The sequence below is a fragment of the Bordetella genomosp. 10 genome (assembly GCF_002261225.1).
Lineage (GTDB): Bacteria > Pseudomonadota > Gammaproteobacteria > Burkholderiales > Burkholderiaceae_B > Bordetella_C.
On the sequence record NZ_NEVM01000002.1, the window covers coordinates 21431 to 41410 of the forward strand.

Sequence of the window (19980 nt, forward strand, 5' to 3'; positions counted from 1 at the left end):
GGAATTCGCACTTCCGGGACACCACGCTAGCCGCTCAATTCGTGGTTTCGTTCACGCTTTCGCGCAGCCGGTTCGGCAGCAGTTCGCCTTCCTTGGCCAACACCGGATAGGCCGCCGCGCCGACCAGGTGCGAGTTGACGGCCTTCACGTCGCGCAGGATGTCCAGGTAGAGCTGGCCGACTTCGGCGGCTTCCACCTGGCCGGACTTGATCTTCTCCAGATGGGCTTCGGAGGCGCGGATTTCCAGCGCGCGCAGCCTTTCCTTTTCGCCCGCCAAGGCGCGCGCCTGGCGCACGTCCGCATTGACGAAGAGCGCGGCCGTGCGCCGCTCGTTGCCCAGCAACTGGCCCAGCACCTCGTCCAGCTCCTGGCGCTGTTCCGGCGACAGCGTCCAGCCCTGCTTGCGCAGCTTGTTCGCGTGCGACAGCAGGCCGTGGTAGGCGGCGTCGCCGGCATGCCCGATATTGCTGGCGAAGGCCAGGATTTCCTCCATGCGCTGCGTGTCCTCGCTGGTCATGTTCTCGCGGTCCAGCGTGGCCAGGTACAGCGTGATGGCCGTTTCCAGCTTGTCCAGCGCGCCGTCCAGTTGGCGCGCCTGGATCAGCCGGTGGCGGTTGTCGCGCTTGAAGCCGGCCCGCGCCAGCAGCAGCAGGGTCTGCAGCATGTCGGCCATGCGCAGCGCCTCGCGCGAGGCGTTGCCCAGCGCCACGGCCGGTACGTCGTGCGCCGCCTCGTCCAGGTAGTGCGGGCGCGAGGGATCGTCGGGATCGGCGCGCTTGGGCAGCCAGCGCGTCAGCAGCGCGCCGTAGGGCGTGAGGAAGGGCAGGAAGACCAGCGCGATGACGGCGTTGAACAGCGTGTGGAAATTCGCGACCGCCCGCGCCGGGTCTTGCGACAGCGCGTTCATCCAGGGCTCGACCCAGGGCAGCACCAGCAGCCCCGCGACGACGCCGGCCAGGCGGGTCAGCAGATTGCCCAGCGGCAGGCGGCGCGCCGCGGGATCGTCGCCGGTGACGCCTTCGATGATGGGATTGACGGCGGTGCCCAGGTTGGCGCCCAGCACCATGGCGAAGGCGGCCGGGCCGGTCACCAGGTGGTGGGTGGCCATGGACATGATCAACACCACCACGGCCACGCTGGAATGGGCGGCCCAGGTCAGCGCCGCGGCCAGCAGCATGGCGGCCACGGGCTGGGTGGCCAGGGCCGCCAGGATGGTGCGCAGCAGCGGCGCGGTCTGGAAAGGCGTGAAGAGCTCGACCAGGGCATGCAGGGACATCAGCAGCAGGCCCAGGCCGATGAAGACGCGGCCCAGGTCGCGCGTGCGTCCCGGCGGGTAGCGGCGGAACATCCAGACGCCGGCGAGGATCAGGATGGGCGCCAGCGCGGTGAGGTCGAAGGACAGCAACTGCACGATCAGGGTGGTGCCGACGTTGGCGCCCAGCATGGCGGCCAGCGCCGGCACCAGCGCCACCACGCCGCCGGCCGCGAAGCCGGTGATCATCAGGCCGGTGGCCGTGCTGCTTTGCAACGCGGCGGTGATGGCCAGGCCGGCGCAGAAGGCGCGCAGCCGCGTGCCCAGCGCCCGTCCCAGCACCACCCCCAGGGCCGCGCCGAAGGCACGCTGGACGCCGGTCTGGACCATGTGCACCCCCCACAGCAGCAGGGCGACATAACCGGCGAAGTCGAGTAGCGTGATGATTCCGGACATGGACAGGTAGCAATGGTGGAACCGCCCGGGGAGCGCGGGACGCGCGCGGCCATGACGGTTCGGAATACGAAGGGACGCCCGCATCATCGCATGAGAAGTCGCGTCGGGTCGAACGCAAAATGAAAACGTTCTCATAAAAATATTTATGCCGGCCATAACGGGGCTTTTTCTTCCATGCCGCCTCCCTGGGTAGAGGCCGATCCATCAGAGGCATTCCGGCCCGGATGCAAGGTATATGATGTGTGGGCATGGCGACACATGGCGGCCAATCCTTATTGTCTTGCCGGCGCCCGGTCCGGGCCGACGACCGCGCAGGCGCCGCTCCCACGGAACATGGAGTTATCTTGGCCGTTTCTGTTTTCGACCTGTTCAAGATCGGCATAGGCCCGTCCAGTTCGCATACGGTGGGCCCGATGCGGGCCGCCTTGTTGTTCGCCTCGGGGCTGAAACGCGACGGCCTGCTGCCGGCGGTGGCCGCCGTGCGCGCCGAGCTCTATGGCTCCCTGGGCGCGACGGGCAAGGGCCACGGCACCGACAAGGGCGTGTTGCTGGGCCTCATGGGCATGGCGCCCGATACGGTCGACCCCGACGCCATCTCCGGCCTCATCCAGCAGGTGCGGGCCGACCGGCGCCTGCTGCTGCTGGGCGAGCATGCCGTGCCCTTCGCCGAGAAGGAACACCTGTTGTTCTACCGACGCGAGGCGATGGCCGAGCACCCCAACGGCATGAAGTTCCACGCCTACGACGCCCAGGGCGCGAGCCTGCGCGAAGCGCGCTACCTGTCGGTGGGCGGCGGCTTCGTGGTGACGGCCGGGGCGTCGAACAGCCAGGTGATCGCCGCGCACGACCAATTGCCCTATCCCTTCCGCACGGGCCGCGAACTGCTGCGCATGGCCGAGGACGCCGGCCTGTCCATCGCCGAGCTGATGCTGCGCAACGAACAGACGTGGCGCACGGAGGAGGAGGTGCGGGCGGGCCTGGACGATATCTGGCGCGTGATGCAGGATTGCGTGGCGCGCGGCTGCGGCATCGGGCGCCCGGAGGCCGACGGCGAACTGCCCGGCCCCCTGCGCGTGCGGCGGCGCGCCCCCGAACTCTATCGCCACCTGACGCAGCGCGCCGAGCGCGCCTTGTCCGATCCGCTGTCCGTGATGGACTGGGTCAATCTCTACGCCATGGCCGTCAACGAGGAAAACGCCGCGGGCGGCCGCGTCGTCACCGCGCCGACCAACGGCGCGGCCGGCATCATTCCCGCGGTGCTGCACTACTACGACCGCTTCGTGCCGGGCGCCAGCCGCGAGGGCGTGCATGCCTTCCTGCTGACGGCGGCGGCCATCGGCCTGCTGTACAAGTACAACGCCTCGATCTCTGGCGCCGAAGTGGGCTGCCAGGGAGAGGTGGGCGTGGCCTGTTCGATGGCGGCCGGCGCGCTGGCCGCCGTGTTCGGGGGCAACGTTTCCCAGGTGGAGAACGCGGCCGAGATCGGCATGGAGCACAACCTCGGGCTGACCTGCGATCCGGTGGGCGGCCTGGTGCAGATTCCCTGTATCGAGCGCAACGCCATGGCCTCGGTGAAGGCGGTGAACGCCGCCCGCATGGCGCTGCGCGGCGACGGGCACCACTACGTGTCGCTGGATTCCGTCATCAAGACCATGCGCGAGACCGGCGCGGACATGAAGACCAAGTACAAGGAAACGGCGCGCGGCGGCCTGGCGGTGAACATCGTCGAGTGCTGAGCGCCGCGGCGTTCAGCGCACGAGCTGGTTGATCTCCAGGATGGGCATCATCACCGCCAGCACGATCATCAGCACGAAGCCCCCCATCAGCAGGATCATGGCCGGTTCCAGCAAGGCCGTCATCGCCATGGCGCGGCGCTCCAGTTCGCGCGCCAGCGTGGACGAGGCGCGCTCCAGCATCTGCGGCAGCGTGCCGGTCTTCTCGCCGCTGGCGGTCAGGTGCACCAGCAGGGAAGGGAAGACGCGCTGCGCCTGCAGCGAGGACGCCAGCGTGGCGCCTTCGCGCACGCGCGCGGTGGCGTCGTCGACGGCGTCGCGCAGCCGGTCGTTGCCCAGGGTCCGGCGCGCGGCGTCGAGCGCGCGCAGCAGCGGCACGCCGCTGCCGGTGAGGATCGCCAGGGTCGAGGCGAAGCGCGCCACGTTGACGCCCAGCACGAAGCGGCCGGCCAGCGGCAGGCGCAGGACGCGCGCGTGCCAGGCCAGGCGCGCGGCCGGCACGCGCAGCGCGCGGCGCCAGGCGAACAGCAGGGCGGCGATGGCCAGGCCCGTCAGCCAGCCCCACTGCCGCACGTAGTCGCTCAAGGCCAGCATGGCGCGCGTCAGGAAAGGCAGTTGCTGGTGGGTCTGGCTGAAGGCCGACACGACCTGCGGCACCACGTAGCCCAGCAGGAAAATCACGATCGCCACCGACACGCAGCCGACCACGCCCGGATAAATGAAGGCGGTGAGGATCTTGCTGCGCAGCGCATTGCGGTCTTCGATATAGACCGCCAGCTTGTCCATGACCGTGGCCAGCTCGCCGGACTCCTCGCCGGCCGTCACCAGCGCGCGGTAGATCTCGGGAAAATCGCGCGGCCGCGCGGCCAGGGCCTGCGCCAGGCGATGGCCGGCGCGCACGTCGGCGCGCACGCCCGCCAGCACTTCGGCCACGTGCTTGCGCTCGGCCTGCTCCTGCGCCGCGCCCAGAGCCGCGTCCAGGGGCAGGCCGGCGGCCAGCAGGCTGGACAACTGGCGCGTCAGCCAGGCCAGGTCGCCGTCGTTCAGCCTGGGGCCGAACAGGGCCCGGCCCGGGCTCGCGCCGGCCGCTGCCGCGCCGCCGGCGGGCTCGGCCGACAGCGGCAGCAGGCCGCGCGCGCGCAGTTGATTGCGGGCGCCGCGGGCGGTGTCGGCGTCTATCAGTCCGCGCACGGTCTTGCCGAGCGCGTCGGTGGCGGTATAGCGATAGGAGGGCATGCGGAAACGAGGGGTTTTCGGGGCATCGCGGCGATGTCCGGCGTCCGCTACCTTGCGGGTCGAATATGACCGTAGTGTTGCAGTGCCCCCTCGTATACTCGCCGCGTTTCAAGCCAAACCACGATGGATCATGCGACGCGTTCTGCAACGGCTGGCCGCCAGCGCCTTGTCTCTTACCCTCTGTGCCGGATTGCCGGCGACGGTCTTCGCGCAGCAGCCCGCCCGCAATACGGACGACAAGGTGTCGCTGAATTTCGTGGACGTCGACATCGCCGCGGTGCTGCGCGCCATGTCGCTCTTCACCCGGCGCAACTATCTCTACGATCCGCGCGTCAAGGGCAAGATGACGCTGGTGTCGGACCAGCCGGTCGATCGGCAGACCGCGATGAACATGCTGGCCGGCGCGCTGCGCCTGCAAGGCTACGCCATCGTCGAGGTGGGCGGCGTGACGCGCGTGGTGCCCGAGGCCGACGCCAAGCTGCAAGGCAGCGCGATGTCGGTGGAGGAGTTCGACCGGCGCGGCCGCGGCGCCCCCGCGCCCCGCGCATCGGGCGGCGAGGTGGTCACGCGGGTGTTTCCGTTGAAGTACGAGAACGCCGCCAACCTGGTGCCGGTGCTGCGCCCCATGGTGCCGCCCAATAATCCGGTCAACGCTTATCCCGGCAACAACACGGTGGTGGTGACCGACTACGCCGACAACATGGAGCGCATCGCGCGCGTCATCGCCAGCATCGACGTGCCGACCTCGATCGACACGGCGGTGGTGCCCGTGCGCTACGCCATCGCCTCGGACGTGGCGGCGCTGGCCTCGCAGTTGCTGGACGCGCAGCAGAACGGCGCCGATGCGTCGCAGCGCATCGCCGTCGTCGCCGACCCGCGCACCAATAACGTGGTGATCCGCGCCGGCAGCCCGGCGCGCACGGCGCTGGCGCGCGACCTGGTCGTGAAGCTCGACACGCAGCAGGCCAGTGCCGGCAACCTGCACGTGGTGTACCTGCGCAATGCGCAGGCCGTGCGCCTGGCGGCGGTGCTGGGCGGACTGCTGGCCGGCCAGGCCGGCGCCGCGCCCGGGGCCAACGGCGGCAACGCCGCGGGCGCGCAGGGCAACCGCGCGGCGGGACAGCAGGGGGCGGCGTCGAACAACGGCGGCAGCAACACCTACACGCCGACCGGCATGGGCGGCAACAGCAGTACGGGCATCGCCTCGGGCAGCAACGCCGGCCTGGGCTCGGGCCAGCAGCAAGCCATCGCGCGCGTGGACGGCAGCAACAATATGCAGCCGGTCTCGTACTCGGGCAACGGCGCGACGGTGCAGGCCGATCCGGCCACCAACACCCTCATCATCTCCGCCACCGAGCCGCAATACCGCAGCCTGCGCGAAGTCATCGACATGCTGGACCAGCGCCGCGCCCAGGTGCTGGTGGAAAGCATGATCGTCGAGGTCACCGAGGACCAGGCCGCGCAGATCGGCATCCAGTGGTTCGGCGCCACCAACGGCCTGGGCACCAGCGGCGCGTCCGTGATCGGCGGCTCCAACCTGGGCGGCTCGGGCATCAATACGTCCGCCGCGACCACCATAGACGCCTTGCCGTCGGGCCTGAACATCGGCCTGATCCGCGGCACCACCACGATTCCCGGCATCGGCCAGATCCTCAACCTGAACGTGCTGGCCACGGCCCTGAAGACCAACGGCGGCGCCAATATCCTGTCCACGCCCAACCTGATGACCCTGGACAACGAGGCGGCCAGCATCATGGTGGGCAAGACCGTGCCCTTCGTGACGGGCCAGTACGTGACCTCGGGCAGCGGCTCCAGCAGCAATCCCTTCCAGACCATCGAGCGCGAGGACGTCGGCCTGAAGCTGAACATCCGGCCGCAGATCTCCGAAGGCGGTTCGGTCAAGCTCGACATCTACCAGGAAGTCAGCTCCATCGACACGGCCAGTTCCACGTCGACCAGCGGCATCGTCACCAACAAGCGCGCCATCGACACCAGCGTGCTGATCGACGACGGCCAGATCATCGTGCTGGGCGGCCTGCTGCAGGACAGCGTGTCGACGACCAACGAGGGCGTGCCCGGCCTGAGTTCGATTCCGCTGATCGGCGCCTTGTTCCGTTCGGATACGCGCAGCCGCGAGAAGACCAACCTGATGGTCTTCCTGCGTCCGCACGTGATACGCAACAGCCAGGACAGCATGGGCGTGACCCTGGACCGCTACAACTACATGCGCCGCGCGCAGAGCGCCGTGCAGCCCGGCGAGCATTGGGCGCTGCCGGACATGAACGCGCCCATCCTGCCGCCGGCCAACGTCCGCGGCGCCTCCACGGGGGCCTACGACCTGCGGCCGGGCGCCGCCGCCGAGACCATGAAGCAGACGCCGCCGCCCGTCACGCAGTCGTACGCGGTGCGGCATTTGCCGGAGACGCCGCGCCCGCCCGACGAGGTGATCCGGGCCAGCCTGCCCGTCGGGGTGACCATCGCCACCGATCCCGCCGCGCTGTACGGCGACGCGGATTCGACCAAGACCACGCTGCAATTCGCGCAGACCGACGCGCGCGAGCAGGCCGACAACATCGTCGGGCGCGTGCGCATGAGCGGCCTGGACGCCTACAGCCTGCCCGGCCCCGGCGGCCTGGGCTACGTCGTGCGCTCCCAGGTCCCGCGCGACGCGCGCAGCGTCGACACCGCGCTGTCGCTGCTCAGGCAACTGGGCTACAAGCCGGAGTTGGTGACGCAGCCATGAGCGTTGCGCTGCGGCCGCTGCCTTATGCCTGGGCGCGCGCGCAGCGCGCCGTGCTGGCGGCGCACGCCGGCGCGCCGCGCCTGACCGTCAGTCCGCGCACGCCACCCTGGGCGCTGGCGGAGATCCGCCGGCGCTACGGCGAGCTCGCGGTGGAGACGGTGGACGACGCCGTGCTGGAAACCTTGCTGACGGCGACCTACAGCGATACCGGCGACGCCGCGACCGTGATGGGCGCGGCCGAGAACGAGATCGACCTCGACCGCCTGATGCAGGACATCCCCGAGATCGCCGACCTGCTCGAAGCGCAGGACGACGCCCCGGTGATCCGCATGATCAACGCGCTGTTCACCCAGGCCGCGCGCGACGGCGCCAGCGACATCCACATCGAGCCCTTCGAGACGCATTCGGTGGTCCGCTACCGCGTCGACGGCACCTTGCGCGACGTGGTCTCGCCGCGCAAGGCGCTGCACGCGGCGCTGATCTCGCGCATCAAGATCATGGCGCATCTGGACATCGCGGAGAAGCGCCTGCCGCAGGACGGCCGCATCGCCTTGCGGGTGGGCGGCCGGCCGATCGACGTGCGGGTGTCGACGCTGCCGACCGGCCATGGCGAGCGCGCGGTGCTGCGCCTGCTCGACAAGGAAGCCGGCCGCCTGCAACTGGAGAAGCTGGGCATGGGGCCGGCATTGCTGGGGCGGCTGGATACGCTGATCCGCCAGCCGCACGGCATCGTGCTGGTGACCGGGCCGACCGGCAGCGGGAAGACGACCACGCTGTATGCGGCGCTGGGGCGCCTGGACGCGAGCACCAGCAATATCCTGACCGTGGAGGATCCGATCGAATACGACCTGCCCGGCATCAGCCAGACCCAGGTCAACGCCAAGATCGACATGAGCTTCGCCCTGGCCCTGCGCGCCATCCTGCGCCAGGATCCGGACGTGATCATGATCGGGGAAATCCGCGACCTGGAGACGGCGCAGATCGCGGTGCAGGCGTCGTTGACGGGGCACCTGGTGCTGGCGACCCTGCACACCAACGACGCGGTGTCGGCGGTGACGCGGCTGACCGACATGGGGGTGGAGCCTTTCCTCCTGGCCTCGTCGCTGCTGGGGGTGCTGGCGCAGCGATTGGTGCGGCGGCTGTGCACGCATTGCCGCGCCCCGCACGAGGAGGAGGGACGGGTGGTCTACCGGCCGGTCGGCTGCGCGCATTGCAATCACACGGGATACAGCGGGCGCACGGGCATCCATGAACTCTTCGTCGTGGACGAGGACGTGCGGCGGCTGGTGCACGAGGGACGGGACGAGCAGGCGCTGCGGGCCGCCGCCGCGTCAGCGGGAATGCGCTCGATGCGCGAGGACGGCGAGCGATGGATCGCCGCCGGCGTGACCGCGCCGGAGGAGATCGTGCGCGTCACGCGGGATCATTGACGCATCGACGCATTGGCGTCCGTGCCGTGCCCTCGGGTTCGCACGAAGCTCCGGGACACGACCCTAGTGGACGACGAAGACGCTGCGGTCGCCGTCGCGTCTTCCCAGCGCCGACAATAGGGCGTCCAGGCCCGCGCGCACGGCGTCGGGGCTGCCCGCGGCCGGTTCGGCGGCGCCGTTCAGCTCGAACTTGCGGCCGTCCCATTTTCCCGTCGCCTGTACCTGCAACGGACCGCTCAGCGTGGTCAACGCCAGGTTCGCGGCGCCGGCCTTGCCTTTGCCATTGGCGTTGGCATCGGCGTTGGCGCCGCCACTCATCGCCGTCGCCCGCAGCCGGTACGAACCCAGGGGATGCACCGTGGACAGGGCGGAGGACGCGTCGCGCCATTCGATCTGCCACAGGATCGGCGCGCGCGTGGCGCCCGCCTCGTAGTCGGGCCAGCTCAAGACCAGGTTGCCGCCGGGAGCGAGCGTGTTCAAGGGCGCGCCCAGCGCCGGCAGGACGTCGGCCGGCAGGCGCAGGGTTTGCGCGGACAGGGAGAAGGCGGGCACGCCCAGCCCGCGCCACGCAAGCGAGAGGCGGACGTCGCCGCCCAGCCAGGGATGGCGCACGACGATGCCTTGCCAGGTCCAGCGCCAGCGCACGGGCTGGGGCAGGGTGCGGCGCGCGCCGGGCGGGCCGAGGGCCAGCAGCGCCGCGCCATCCCATATCGTGCCCGAGGCGTCGACGATGGCGACCATGCCCCGCTCGTCGAGCAGGCGCGGCAGCCAGCGGGCCGGCATGACGGCCAGGGCGGAGGCCAGGGCCACCAGCACGGCGGCCAGCGTCAGGCCATGGCGATGCCCGCGAGGCTGGGCGCGGCGCGCGCGCCAGGAATCCAGCAGGCGCATTCAGGCGCCCGTCGCGGCGGCGAGCCGCAAGACGCCGTCGACCTTGCCCGGAATCGGCCGGCCGTATTCGGTGCTGGCGCGCTTCAGGTCGGCGCTGGCCACGCGCAGGCGCAGGTCGGCCGCCAGGCTGTCGCTCCAGCGCATGAGGGCCGACGAGGATGCTTCCTTGAGGTCGATGCGCCACCCGGCCGGCTTGCCGGAGCCGCCGCCTTCCTGCGTCGCGCGCCAGCTCTCGGGCGCGAGGCCGGCGCGGCGCAGGCTGGCCTCGACGTCCGCTTGCGCGAGCGGCGCGTCCGCCGCGCGCCCGCCGCGTTGGCGCAGGCGCTGCGCTTCGCCGGCGAGGCTGGCCACGGCGGCGGCCTGCGCGCGCAGGGCGGGCAGTTCGGCGCGGGCCCGCGCGATGGCGGTCCACGCCGGGTCGACGGCGATGGTGAAGACCAGAAAGAGCAGCAGCGCGGCGCCGCCGGCATTGACCAGGCGGCGCTCGCGCGGCGTCAGCGCGGCATGCCAGGCGGCGAGCGGACGCAGGCCTTGCCGGGCGCGCGCCGACCAGGCGGCGATGCGCGCGGCGGGATCGGGACGCTTCATGGTTGGCTCCGGGTGATGCGCCACGTCGCGGGCGCGTCCTGTTTTTCGATGTGCAGGCCCTGGGCCGAGGCGGCCTGCGCCATGGCGGGCATTTGCGCCAGTTGTTCGGGATCCTTGCCGTCGGCGTCGTCGAGCGTGATCGTGATCGCCTCGTCGGCGTATCGCAGCGCGGCGGCGTGGCCGGCCGCGAAGGGCAGGGCGCCGGCCGTGGCCAGGGCCAGCGGCACGAAGTCGCCGGCGCTGCTGCCGCCCTGTCCGGCCAGCAGCGCGTTGCGGCCCTGTTCGGCCTGGCGCAGCGGATCGACCACCACCGGAATGTCGGGAAAAGCCGCACGCACCTGGGCTTCCATCCGCGCATGCAGGGAAGCCGCTTCGCCGCGCAGCCGCGCGGCGTGGATGTTCAATCCCAGGATCCATACCGCGGCGGCGGCCGCCGTCCACCACAAGGGCGCGCGCCAGGGCGAGCGCTGGCGCGGACTCAGCGCCGGCAGGGCCAGCGACCAGCGCGGCGCGTCGTGGCGCCAGCGCGCATCCGCCGGCAGCGTCAGCGGTTGGTCCGGCGCGGCATCGTCTTGCGGCAGCACCAGTTGCGCCGGCAGCAGGGCGTCGACGCGCAGGCCGGCCCCGGCCAGCAGGCGCCAGGCGCGCGCCAGGGGCTCGCGTTCGGCCCAGGCGACGGTCACCGCGCCGTCGGCCGCGCGCGCGCCATGGCCGACGGCCAGCTCGTCCATGTCGCTCAGCAGCAGCGGTTCCATGGCGCCGTGCACGGCGGCCGTCAGCACGCGCTTGGGCACGGCGGGCACCTGGACGGTGGCGACGATGGCGTCGGCCGGCGCCAGCACGGCCTCGACGCGGGCGCCCGGGAAGGCCGTGGCCAGCGCCGCGGCCGCCAGTTCGCCGCTGCGCGCGCAGCGCCCCTGGCGGTCGAACCAGGCATAGGCCAGGGGCGCGGTGGCGCTCAAGCCGGCCAGGTCGGGAAGCGCGATGCGTAGGGTGTTCTTCAATGGATTTCCCGTCTCCAGACGATGTCGGTGGATTGGTCGGCGCCGCTTTGGATCAATGCCCGCATGACCAGGTGCGCGCGCTCGTACACCACGGTGCCGGTGGCGGCGAACCAGGCGCTGGTGGCGCCGATGCCGGCCGGCGCGGTAGCCACGCCCAGCCCGGCCAGGCGGTTGCCGAAATCGGCGGCGTCGTTGAACCACGCGCCGCGCTCGCGTTCGCCCGCCAGCACGCGCGCCTGCGCCAGCGTCATGTCCGGCATCAGGGCGACGAGGACTTCCGGCGGCGCGGTGTTGACGTTGACGGTGGTGGTGGCCGGCAGGTAGGTCAGCGTGCGTTCGAGATCGCGCCGGAAAGCGGGCGCCAGCGCCGTCGCGCCGAGCAGGTCGTCGAGGCCGCGTGGGGTGGGCGCGCGCGCCGGCGCGGATTGGGAAACGATGGCGCCGTCGGGACCGGTCACGGCCTTGGCCGGCTGCGTCAGCGCCACGCGCTGCGCCAGCGTCCGCGCCAGGTCGTCCCGGTCGCCCAGGGCCGTGAGCAGGCGTTGCAGTATGCGCGCCTGATCGGGCAGGATGAGGCCGTTGCGCGCCACGTTGTAGAGATTGAATTTGCCCTGCTCGTCTTCGATGTAGCCGGAAAACACCGCCACGCGCGCGTCGCCGGGGCGTTCCAGTCGCGTGTCCTGCACGGGGACGGTCCACAATTGGCCGGCATGGACGGTGGCCTCGCGGCGCAGGCTTTCGCGCACCACCAGGCGCGCCCAGTCCAGGCCGCCCAGCAGCAGCCAGCGGGCCTGGGCGCGCGACTGTTCGTTTTCGACCTGGCGCACCGCGGCGGTCTGGCGCATGAACAGCCCGGACGTCAGCGCCGCCACTACGGCGACCACGATCAACGCGCTGACCACCGCCATGCCGCGTTCGCGGCCGTGGCGGAGCCGGCCGCCTGGTGGCTGCCCGCGAGGTGAACACGACACGCTCGTCATCTTCATCGCAGCACCACCACGCGTGTATAGCGCTCGCGCTGGCCGTCGCGATTGCGTTCGACGGCGACTTCGATCCCGCTGGCCTTGCCGGCGCCGGGCGTTCCCGGCGGGACCCAGCCTTGTCCCGGAATCCAGAAGCGGACGGCCAGCGTGGCGACGTTGGCCATGACTTCGGCGCCGGCCCGCGCCGGCGGCAGGGGATAGCGCGCGCCGGCGGCGCCGACGTAGCGCCACAGGCCGCCGTCGCGGATGCGCCAGATCACGGCCTGCCAGGCGCCGTCGTCGGCCGGGGCCGCGCGCACGATCTCCAGTTGCAGCGGTTTGCCGGGCTCCTGCGCGACCGCCACGCCGGCCAGCGGCTGGCCGGGCAAGGCCGCATCGTCGCCGTTGCGGCCATCTTCGGAAAGGGACAGGTCGCGTTCGAGCTGGCCCAGCGTGCGCACCACGACGGCGTTGTCGGCGGCATCCCTTTCCAGCCACGCGCGGGTGTCGGCGACGCGGCTGATGCCGCGCCAGGCCAGCAGGCTGACCAGCGCCATCAAGGTGATGGCCACCAGCACCTCGATCAGCGTGAAGCCCGCCTGGCCGCCCCCGGCCGCTCGCGTGCGCGCCGCACCGTGCCCATTCATCGCGCCGCGCCCGTTCATCGCACGTTCGCCAGCAGGCCCGACAGTTCGGCCAGGGTGATGTCCGGCCGCCCGCGCAGGTACACGCGCACCGACACCTGCCGGAAGGCGCGGTTCAGCGAGTAGGTGTAGGTGGACTCGCACAGCATGTCCAGCCGCCCTTGCGGACAGGGCGTGTCCTGCTTGCCGGGATCGGGCAGCGCCTGCGCCAGCCGCAATTCGGCCATTCGGTTCTCGGCGGCGACCAGGGCCAGGGTCTTGTCGCGCAGCGCGTGGTTGTTCTGCGCCAGCACGCCGGTGGCGCGCAGGGCCGCGGCCAGGGCCACGGCGATGATGGCCAGCGCCACCAGCACTTCGATCAGCGTGAAGCCGCGTTCCCGGCGCCGCGCGGCGCGGCGCGCGTCATTGCACCGCATAGGCGCCGCCGGCGTCGCGCGTGACGGTGACGCTGCGGCCGCCGGCGCTGAGGGTCAGTTGCATGGGATCGGCCATCCATTCGGTATCGAACACGATCCCGCCCGCGCGGTCGTCCGACATGATCACGACGGCGCCGGCCGACCAGGCGTGGGGCCGCAGCACGGCGTCGTCATGGAAGTCGTCGGGCGGCAGCGGCGCTTCGTCGTCGGCGCTGCCCGTGCTCGCCGGCCGGCGTCCGGGGCGTTCGAATCGATAGCCGGCCGCCGACGCGCGCCAGGTGATGAGGCGGCCGTCGCTGCGCGCTTCGCTTTGCGCCACGGCGAAGGCCTGCACCAGGCGCTCGGCGTCTTCATGCAGGCGGCGGTCCGGCGCGCCCACCGCGGAAATGCCGACCATGCCGGCGGCGATGCCGATGATCACCAGCACGATCAGGATCTCGATCAGCGTGAAGCCGCCTTCGCGCCGCCGCGCGCAAGAGCGACGGGCCGGCGCGGGCAGGGACGGCGAGGGCAGGGACTCAGAGATCCCAGGAACCGATGTCCGCATCGTTCTGCTCGCCGCCGGCCTTGCCGTCGGCGCCGAAGGAGAACACGTCGACTTCGCCCTTCACGCCCGGGCTGAGGTACTGGTAGGGATGGCCCCAGGGGTCGTTGGGCAGGCGGTCGAGATAGGCGCGCCAGTTGGCGGCGTTGTCGGGCCGCGTCACCAGCGCCTGCAGCCCCTGCTGCGTGGTCGGATAGCGGCCATTGTCCAGGCGGTACAGCTTCAGCGCCTGCATCAGGCCGCCGATGTCCTGGCGCGCGGCCACCTGGCGAGCTTGGTCGGGACGGTCCAGCACGCGCGGCACGATCAGGGCGGCGAGGATGCCCATGATGACCACCACCACCATGATTTCAATCAGGGTGAAACCTTGCTGGCGCGCCCTGGCGGCGCTGCGGCGACGATGCACGACTTACTCCGTTCTTGCGGAAAACGGGGAAGTGTGACGGTGCAATATGACAGCAATATTGAGCGCGGGGGAAACGTGACGGAGTTTCGGTGACGCTATCCGGATGTGCCTGCCGGCGCTGCGGGGGCGAGAAAGCGCTGCTCCGCCGCGCGTCAGCGCGCGGCGTTGACGATGCCGGCGGGCGCGGCCGGCAGGGGGGGCGCGGCGAGGGTGGTCGTGGCGCCGTTCTGGTCCAGCACCACCGCGTTGTTGCCGATCCGCGCCACGCGCAGGCCGGGGGCGATTTCCTGGCCCGCGCGCCAGGCGTGGGGCGGACCGCCGTCCACGCTGAGGATGACGGCGCCGTCGGTGGCGTCGGCGATCATGCCGGTCACGGTCACCTGCGTCTTCAGCGTGCCGTCCTTGCCGAACAGCAGCGCGGCGGGCGTGGTGTCCACCGCGCGCACGGCGCCGGCATGCAGCGCCGGCGGCGGGGCGTCCGGGCGGGGCGCGAGCAGGATGGCGCCCCAGACGCCCAGCCCGGCCGCCAGGCCGAGGATGGCGAGGACGCGCAAAAGCCGGGGCGGGGAAAGGCGGGGAAAAGGCAGCATGGCGATCGGACGGCGCGCCCGCCGGTCCCGATGGGGACGAACGCGGGCGCAGGTTCTATGACGGAGCCCGTGGCGGGCGCGCCCGAGTATAGCTGCACGAAACGCGCCGGACCGTCATATTACGCACGCGGGACGGTCATATCGGCACGCATCGGTTTCGATCGACGCGCGCCGGATGCCGCGCCCGCGCCCGGATCAGACGGCGCCGCGTTGCAGCGCGGCGATGCGCTGCTGGATGGGCGGGTGCGAGGCGAACAGGGCGCTGACGGCGGCGCGGCCGCTGATGCCCGAGGCCTCGAAGGACTTGGGCAGCTCGCCCGCTTCCAGGCCGCCCAGCCGGGCCAGGGCGCGGATCATCGGATCGCGCGAACCCAGCAGGTGGGCCGAGCCGGCGTCGGCGCGATACTCGCGCTGGCGCGAGAACCAGGCGACGATGATGGAGGCGGCGATGCCGAACAGGAGCTCACAGACGATGACGGTGATGTAGTAGCCCGCGCCCAGGCCGCGCTCGTTGCGCAGCACCGTGCGGTCGATGAAATAGCCGACCACGCGCGCCAGGAAGATCACGAAGGTGTTGACCACGCCCTGGATCAGCGTCAGCGTCACCATGTCGCCATTGGCGACGTGCGCCACTTCGTGGCCCAGCACGGCGGCCACTTCTTCCTCCGTCATGCTGTCCAGCAGGCCCGTGCTGACGGCGACCAGCGCGTCGTTCTTGAAGGCGCCCGTCGCGAAGGCGTTCGGCGCGCCGTCGTAGATGGCCACTTCGGGCCGGCCGATGCCGGCGCGCTCGGCCAGTTGATGCACGGTATCGAGCAGCCAGGCCTCGCGCTGGTTGCGCGGGGCGTTGGGGTCGATCACGTGGGCGCCGGTGCTCCATTTGGCCATCGGCTTGCTCATGAACAGGGAGATGATGGAGCCGGTGAAGCCGACGATGACCGAGAAGACCAGCAACTGGGAGACGTTCAGGCCATTGGCCGTCAGGTAGCGGTCGACGCCGAAGATATGCAGCGTCGCCGACAGCACCAGCATGACGGCCAGGTTGGTCAGGACAAAAAGAATGATGCGTTTCATGATTGTTATGGATCCTCTGCGAGCAGGTGTAGCTTGGACGTGACGGAGCCGGCCGTGGTTCCCGGCGGCCCGCACCGCCGGGTCCCGGCGGGTTCCCCGTCGTGACAACGAGTATATTATCGGTTCCGTTCAGGTTCCTCTCATGAGCGCCTGTTTCCCCGGAAAATCGGCTGGCGCGGGCCGCGGCCGGGGAAATCCGTCCCGATCCGCCCCAACCCTTTCCGGAATTTCGCAGGTCTCATGCAGGCTCTTTGGATGTTGTTGGCGTCGCTCATGTTCGCCATCATGGGTTCTTGCGTGAAGCTTGCCACCGAGCACGAAGCTTCCCTGGCGCAAGTCGTATTGTTCCGGGGCATGCCGTCGGTGGTCCTGATCCTGCTATGGGCGCGCGCCGGCCGCCATTCCATCGTGCCCTCCAGGTGGCGGCCCCATCTGTGGCGCAACCTGGCCGGCGTCTCGTCCATGTGGCTGGGCTTCTATGCCTTGTCCCACCTGCCGCTGGCCACGGCCATCAGCCTGAACTACACCTCGCCGCTGTTCATCGCCGGCTATATGCTGGGGTGGGGCGGCGTCCAGCGCGATGCCGTGCGCATCCTTTCCGTGGGCCTCGGCTTTCTCGGCGTCATCGCCGTGCTGCGGCCCAGCATCGGCGACGACCAGTGGCTGGCGGCGCTGACCGGCCTGGGCGCCGGCGGCGCCGCCGCCATCTCGATGATGCAGATACGCGAGCTGGGGCGCATCGGCGAACCGGAGTGGCGCACGGTGCTGTTCTTTTCGCTGGCGGTCAGCCTCAGCAGCCTGGTGGGCCTGTTGATCCATGGCTGGGGCCAGGCCGACCTCATCGGCTACGCCGCGCTGTTCGGCATCGGCCTGTCCGGCCTGTGCGGCCAGCTCGCCATGACGCGCGCCTTCGGCCTGGGCTCGGCCTTGTTGACGGCGGCCCTGCAGTACACCACCATCATCTTCGCCGCCTGCCTGGGCATGGCGTTCTGGCACGATCATCTCGATGCCATCGCCTGGTCCGGCATGGGCCTGATTATCGCGGCCGGCTTGTTGTCGGTCTGGCGCACCATGCGTGAAACGCGCCCCCTTACCAAGACTGCCCAGGAGAACGCCGTATGAGCATGACCTTGATTTCCGCATCCGAGCTGTCCGCCCGCCTCGGCGACCCCGACGTGCGGGTATTCGACCTGCGCCACGACCTGATGGACCACGCCGCCGGCCGCCGCCAGTACGAGCAATCGCACATCGCGGGCGCCCGCTACCTGGACAACGAGACCGAGCTCGCCGCGCCGCGCACGGGCAGGAACGGCCGCCACCCGCTGCCAGATCGCGCCGCGCTGGCCGCGCTGCTGGCCAGCCATGGCGTCGCCCCCGACACCCTGGTCGTCGCCTACGACGCCAGCGGCGGCCAGTTCGCCGCGCACCTGTGGTGGATGCTGCGCTGGCTGGGCCACGATCGCGTGGCGGTGCTGGACGGCGGCTGGCAGGCATGGTCGGCCGCCGGCCTGGCGGTGGAGAGCGGCCCCGGCCCGCGGCCCGCGCCGGTGTCGGCCGGGGCGGGGGCGCCCCTGTTGCGCGAGGCCTTGACCGAGCCGGTGGACGCCGATACGGTCCTCGCCAATATCGCGCAGCCGTCCTTCACGGTGCTGGATGCCCGCGCGGCGGCCCGCTACCGCGGCGAAATGGAGCCGATCGATCCGGCCGCCGGGCATATCCCCGGCGCCCTGAACCGTCCCAACACCGACAACCTCGCCGCCGACGGCCGCTTCAAGTCGCCGCAGGAACTGCGCAAGGAATTCGAGGCCGTGCTGGGCAAGCGCGCGCCCGGCGCCATCGTGCACCAGTGCGGCTCGGGAATCACCGCCAGCCACAATCTGCTGGCCATGGAAGTGGCGGGACTGCAGGGGTCGCGCCTGTATCCGGGCTCGTGGAGCGAGTGGGTCAGCGATCCTTCGCGGCCCCAGGCCAAGGGCTGAATCCCGCGGACGGCGGCACGGCGCGCGGCCATGCCGCCGGATGGCGCGCCGTCCCGCGCGGCGGCGTGCCCAGGCGGGATGGCCGCGTGGCCTGGTGACGCTGCGCCACGCCGGCGGCGATTTCCAGGAAATAGGACAGGGGCGGCGGCGGTTCGGCGCCTATCCGGCAGGCCTGGTCGTCCCAGCGGCGCAGGCGGATGGCCTCCGGCGCCCATGGCAGGGCGGAAAACTCGCTGGCCTGGGGCGCGTCGAAAACGCCGCCCGCCAGATCCAGGGCCCGGCGCGCGGCGCTGTTGCGCGGCCCCAGGTAATCCGGCTCGACGAAACACAGGTAGCGGTGCGCCTCGACGTGCAGGCGGATGGGTTCGAGCACGTCGGGCCCGAACAGGTCGCGCAGGAAAGGCAGGACGAAATACTGGTGCTTGTAATCGGCGCCCTCGATGCGCACGGTGTCGGGGTGCTGAATGATGAGGTGGCCGAGGTCGTGCAGCAGGGCGGCGGTCACCAGCGACGGGGCGGCGTTTTCAGCCAGCGCCAGCGCGGCGGTCTGGCGCGCGTGTTCAGCCTGCGTCACCGCGGTGTTGCCGTAGGGCAGATCGCCGGTGAGGTGGAAAAGGTTCGCTATCTGGTCCAGAGTCAATCCCATGGCCGTGCTCCTTACGGTCGCGCAGCATCGCGCGCGCTGTGGTGGTCCTTTTGAGTTGACCAGCGCGACTTGATTTTTTCATGACGGGGACGAGAAGAAACACAGGCGTTGCGTAACGGTCTGTGTGGGATTCGCGCGGGCCGGCGCGCGGCCTTGCGCGAAATACCGTGCGCGCGGCCCTCTTGCCGAGGAACCGCCCGCACGGCGGCGCATTACGGATGAGGTTCCGTTTCCGCCATTATGGTTCTGTACCATTCATGGAAATGTTGCATGCCGTCTTCCATGGGGGACTGGTACGGACCCGCCTCGGTGACGCCGCGCAGCATCAGAGCCTTGCGGCCGGCGTCCATGCGTTCGGCGATCTCGTCGTCCTCGATCGCCGTTTCCATGTAGGCCGCGCGCTGCGCCTCGACGAATTCCCGCTCGAAGGCGGCGATTTCCTCGGGGTAGTAGAACTCCACCACGTTCAGCGTGTCCTGCGGACCGCGCGGATGCAGGGTCGACAGCACCAGCACGTGGGGATACAGCTCGATCATGTGCGTGGGGAAATAGGTGGCCCAGATGGCCCCGAATTCCGGCGCATCGCCCGCGCGGTACTGCATCAGGTTGTCGTGCCACTTGCGGTAGACGTCCGAACCTGGCTGCGCCAGGGCGTTGTGCACGCCCACGCGCTGCACGCTGTGCCAGTTCCCGAATTCCCATTCCAGGTCGTCGCAGGTGACGAAGTGGCCCAGGCCCGGGTGGAAGGGCGCGACGTGATAGTCCTCCAGATAGACCTCGATGAAGGTCTTCCAGTTGTAGTTGCACTGATGGACCTCGACGTGGTCCAGCACGTAGTCGCCGAAATCGAACTCGGGCCGGTTGAACAGCGTGGCGAGGTCCCTGGACGGATCGCGCGGGCCTTCGAACAGCAGGCCGTGGCAATCGCGCAGGCGGAACCGCGGCAGGTCCATGCAGGGCGTGGCCGCGAACTGCGGCGCGCCCAGCAACTGGCCCTGCTTGTCGTAGGTCCAACGGTGCAGCGGGCAGACGATATTGCCGCCGGTGGCGCGCAGGTTGCCCGCGGTATTGACGTTGCCAGCCACGTTTCCCGGGGCGCCGCCCAGCATCAAGGCCTGCCGGTGGCGGCAGACGTTCGAGATGAGTTCTATGCCTTCCTGGTTGCGCACCAGCACGCGCCCGCCATTTTCCTGGACGAGCGTGCGCCAGTCTCCGACCTCGGGGACCATCTTCTGGTTGCCGACGTAAAGGGAAGACTGTTTGAAAATGATTTCTTGCTCGCGCTGGAAGCGTGCTTCGTCAAAATAGGCGTTGACGGGCAGTTGCGTGCGAGCCGGCACAAATTGCGCCATCCGACCGACGTCGGTCATGATTCCCTCCGCTCGG

The 19980-nt window shown here is 70.5% G+C and carries 18 protein-coding genes and 1 pseudogene; 5 read left to right on the top strand and 14 right to left on the bottom strand.

Translation table 11 applies throughout. The annotated features are described in order from the left end of the window. Positions 1 to 34: 34 nt before the first annotated feature. On the bottom strand, positions 35 to 1708 hold the full coding sequence (locus CAL29_RS09565; protein WP_094852832.1) for a Na/Pi cotransporter family protein: 1674 nt from the start codon (positions 1706 to 1708) through the stop codon (positions 35 to 37). Between the two features lie 344 nt (positions 1709 to 2052). Here CAL29_RS09565 and CAL29_RS09570 point away from each other — a divergent pair, with 344 nt between their 5' ends. After that, on the top strand, positions 2053 to 3444 hold the full coding sequence (locus tag CAL29_RS09570) for an L-serine ammonia-lyase (RefSeq protein WP_094852833.1): 1392 nt from the start codon (positions 2053 to 2055) through the stop codon (positions 3442 to 3444). 12 nt (positions 3445 to 3456) lie between these two features. On the opposite strand, the gene gspF is transcribed toward CAL29_RS09570, so the two are convergent. Then, positions 3457 to 4677 carry a type II secretion system inner membrane protein GspF gene (gene gspF / locus CAL29_RS09575; RefSeq protein WP_094852834.1) on the bottom strand — a complete coding sequence of 407 codons (1221 nt, stop codon included), beginning with the start codon at positions 4675 to 4677 and terminating at the stop codon, positions 3457 to 3459. Positions 4678 to 4807: 130 nt separating this feature from the next. Here gspF and gspD point away from each other — a divergent pair, with 130 nt between their 5' ends. Together gspD and gspE are read left to right on the top strand one after the other, a co-directional pair. Next, the gene (gspD, locus tag CAL29_RS09580) at positions 4808 to 7420 is read left to right on the top strand and encodes a type II secretion system secretin GspD (protein WP_094852835.1); all 2613 of its coding nucleotides are present in this window, start codon (positions 4808 to 4810) and stop codon (positions 7418 to 7420) included. Then, positions 7417 to 8850, top strand: a complete 1434-nt coding sequence (gene gspE / locus CAL29_RS09585; RefSeq protein ID WP_218831839.1) for a type II secretion system ATPase GspE — start codon at positions 7417 to 7419, stop codon at positions 8848 to 8850. Before gspD ends, gspE begins: the two co-directional genes overlap by 4 nt. A 63-nt stretch (positions 8851 to 8913) precedes the next feature. Here the strand turns inward: gspE and gspN are convergent, their stop codons facing one another. The 10 genes from gspN to htpX all read right to left on the bottom strand — a co-directional run bounded on the left by gspN (position 8914) and on the right by htpX (position 15969). Next, positions 8914 to 9741: a type II secretion system protein N gene (gene gspN / locus CAL29_RS09590; protein ID WP_094852836.1), complete on the bottom strand. Its 828-nt coding sequence runs from the start codon at positions 9739 to 9741 to the stop codon at positions 8914 to 8916. Then, positions 9742 to 10329, bottom strand: coding sequence for a type II secretion system protein GspM (gspM, locus tag CAL29_RS09595; RefSeq protein WP_094852837.1), 588 nt, complete (start codon positions 10327 to 10329; stop codon positions 9742 to 9744). Then, positions 10326 to 11333: a type II secretion system protein GspL gene (gene gspL / locus CAL29_RS09600; RefSeq protein ID WP_094852838.1), complete on the bottom strand. Its 1008-nt coding sequence runs from the start codon at positions 11331 to 11333 to the stop codon at positions 10326 to 10328. The genes gspM and gspL overlap by 4 nt, the downstream gene beginning before the upstream one ends. Next, complete coding sequence (gspK, locus tag CAL29_RS09605) at positions 11330 to 12319, bottom strand: type II secretion system minor pseudopilin GspK (protein WP_306430681.1); 990 nt, start codon at positions 12317 to 12319, stop codon at positions 11330 to 11332. The genes gspL and gspK overlap by 4 nt, the downstream gene beginning before the upstream one ends. Beyond that, positions 12316 to 12942 (bottom strand): prepilin-type N-terminal cleavage/methylation domain-containing protein, encoded by a 627-nt coding sequence (locus tag CAL29_RS09610; RefSeq protein ID WP_179283970.1) that lies wholly within the window; start codon positions 12940 to 12942, stop codon positions 12316 to 12318. The genes gspK and CAL29_RS09610 overlap by 4 nt, the downstream gene beginning before the upstream one ends. A 14-nt stretch (positions 12943 to 12956) precedes the next feature. After that, positions 12957 to 13355, bottom strand: coding sequence for a type II secretion system minor pseudopilin GspI (gene gspI / locus CAL29_RS09615; RefSeq protein ID WP_094852841.1), 399 nt, complete (start codon positions 13353 to 13355; stop codon positions 12957 to 12959). Beyond that, positions 13342 to 13902 (bottom strand): type II secretion system minor pseudopilin GspH, encoded by a 561-nt coding sequence (gspH, locus tag CAL29_RS09620; protein ID WP_094852842.1) that lies wholly within the window; start codon positions 13900 to 13902, stop codon positions 13342 to 13344. The genes gspI and gspH overlap by 14 nt, the downstream gene beginning before the upstream one ends. Then, complete coding sequence (gene gspG / locus CAL29_RS09625) at positions 13874 to 14305, bottom strand: type II secretion system major pseudopilin GspG (protein WP_094852843.1); 432 nt, start codon at positions 14303 to 14305, stop codon at positions 13874 to 13876. The genes gspH and gspG overlap by 29 nt, the downstream gene beginning before the upstream one ends. 152 nt (positions 14306 to 14457) lie before the next feature. Then, the gene (locus CAL29_RS09630; protein ID WP_094852844.1) at positions 14458 to 14895 is read right to left on the bottom strand and encodes a general secretion pathway protein GspC; all 438 of its coding nucleotides are present in this window, start codon (positions 14893 to 14895) and stop codon (positions 14458 to 14460) included. 195 nt (positions 14896 to 15090) lie between these two features. After that, on the bottom strand, positions 15091 to 15969 hold the full coding sequence (gene htpX, locus CAL29_RS09635; protein ID WP_094852845.1) for a protease HtpX: 879 nt from the start codon (positions 15967 to 15969) through the stop codon (positions 15091 to 15093). A gap of 240 nt (positions 15970 to 16209) precedes the next feature. Here htpX and CAL29_RS09640 point away from each other — a divergent pair, with 240 nt between their 5' ends. Together CAL29_RS09640 and CAL29_RS09645 are read left to right on the top strand one after the other, a co-directional pair. After that, positions 16210 to 17091 carry a DMT family transporter gene (locus tag CAL29_RS09640; RefSeq protein WP_094852846.1) on the top strand — a complete coding sequence of 294 codons (882 nt, stop codon included), beginning with the start codon at positions 16210 to 16212 and terminating at the stop codon, positions 17089 to 17091. Beyond that, a complete protein-coding gene (locus tag CAL29_RS09645) occupies positions 17088 to 17948 on the top strand; it encodes a sulfurtransferase (RefSeq protein WP_094852847.1) in 861 nt (286 codons plus the stop codon). The genes CAL29_RS09640 and CAL29_RS09645 overlap by 4 nt, the downstream gene beginning before the upstream one ends. A gap of 97 nt (positions 17949 to 18045) precedes the next feature. Here CAL29_RS09645 and CAL29_RS09650 read toward each other — a convergent pair. Both CAL29_RS09650 and CAL29_RS09655 read right to left on the bottom strand, forming a co-directional pair. Then, positions 18046 to 18594, bottom strand: a pseudogene (locus CAL29_RS09650) (HD domain-containing protein); the annotation flags it as partial. A 212-nt stretch (positions 18595 to 18806) separates the two neighbouring features. Continuing rightward, positions 18807 to 19964 carry an aromatic ring-hydroxylating oxygenase subunit alpha gene (locus CAL29_RS09655; protein WP_094852849.1) on the bottom strand — a complete coding sequence of 386 codons (1158 nt, stop codon included), beginning with the start codon at positions 19962 to 19964 and terminating at the stop codon, positions 18807 to 18809. Between the last annotated feature and the right edge of the window lie 16 nt (positions 19965 to 19980).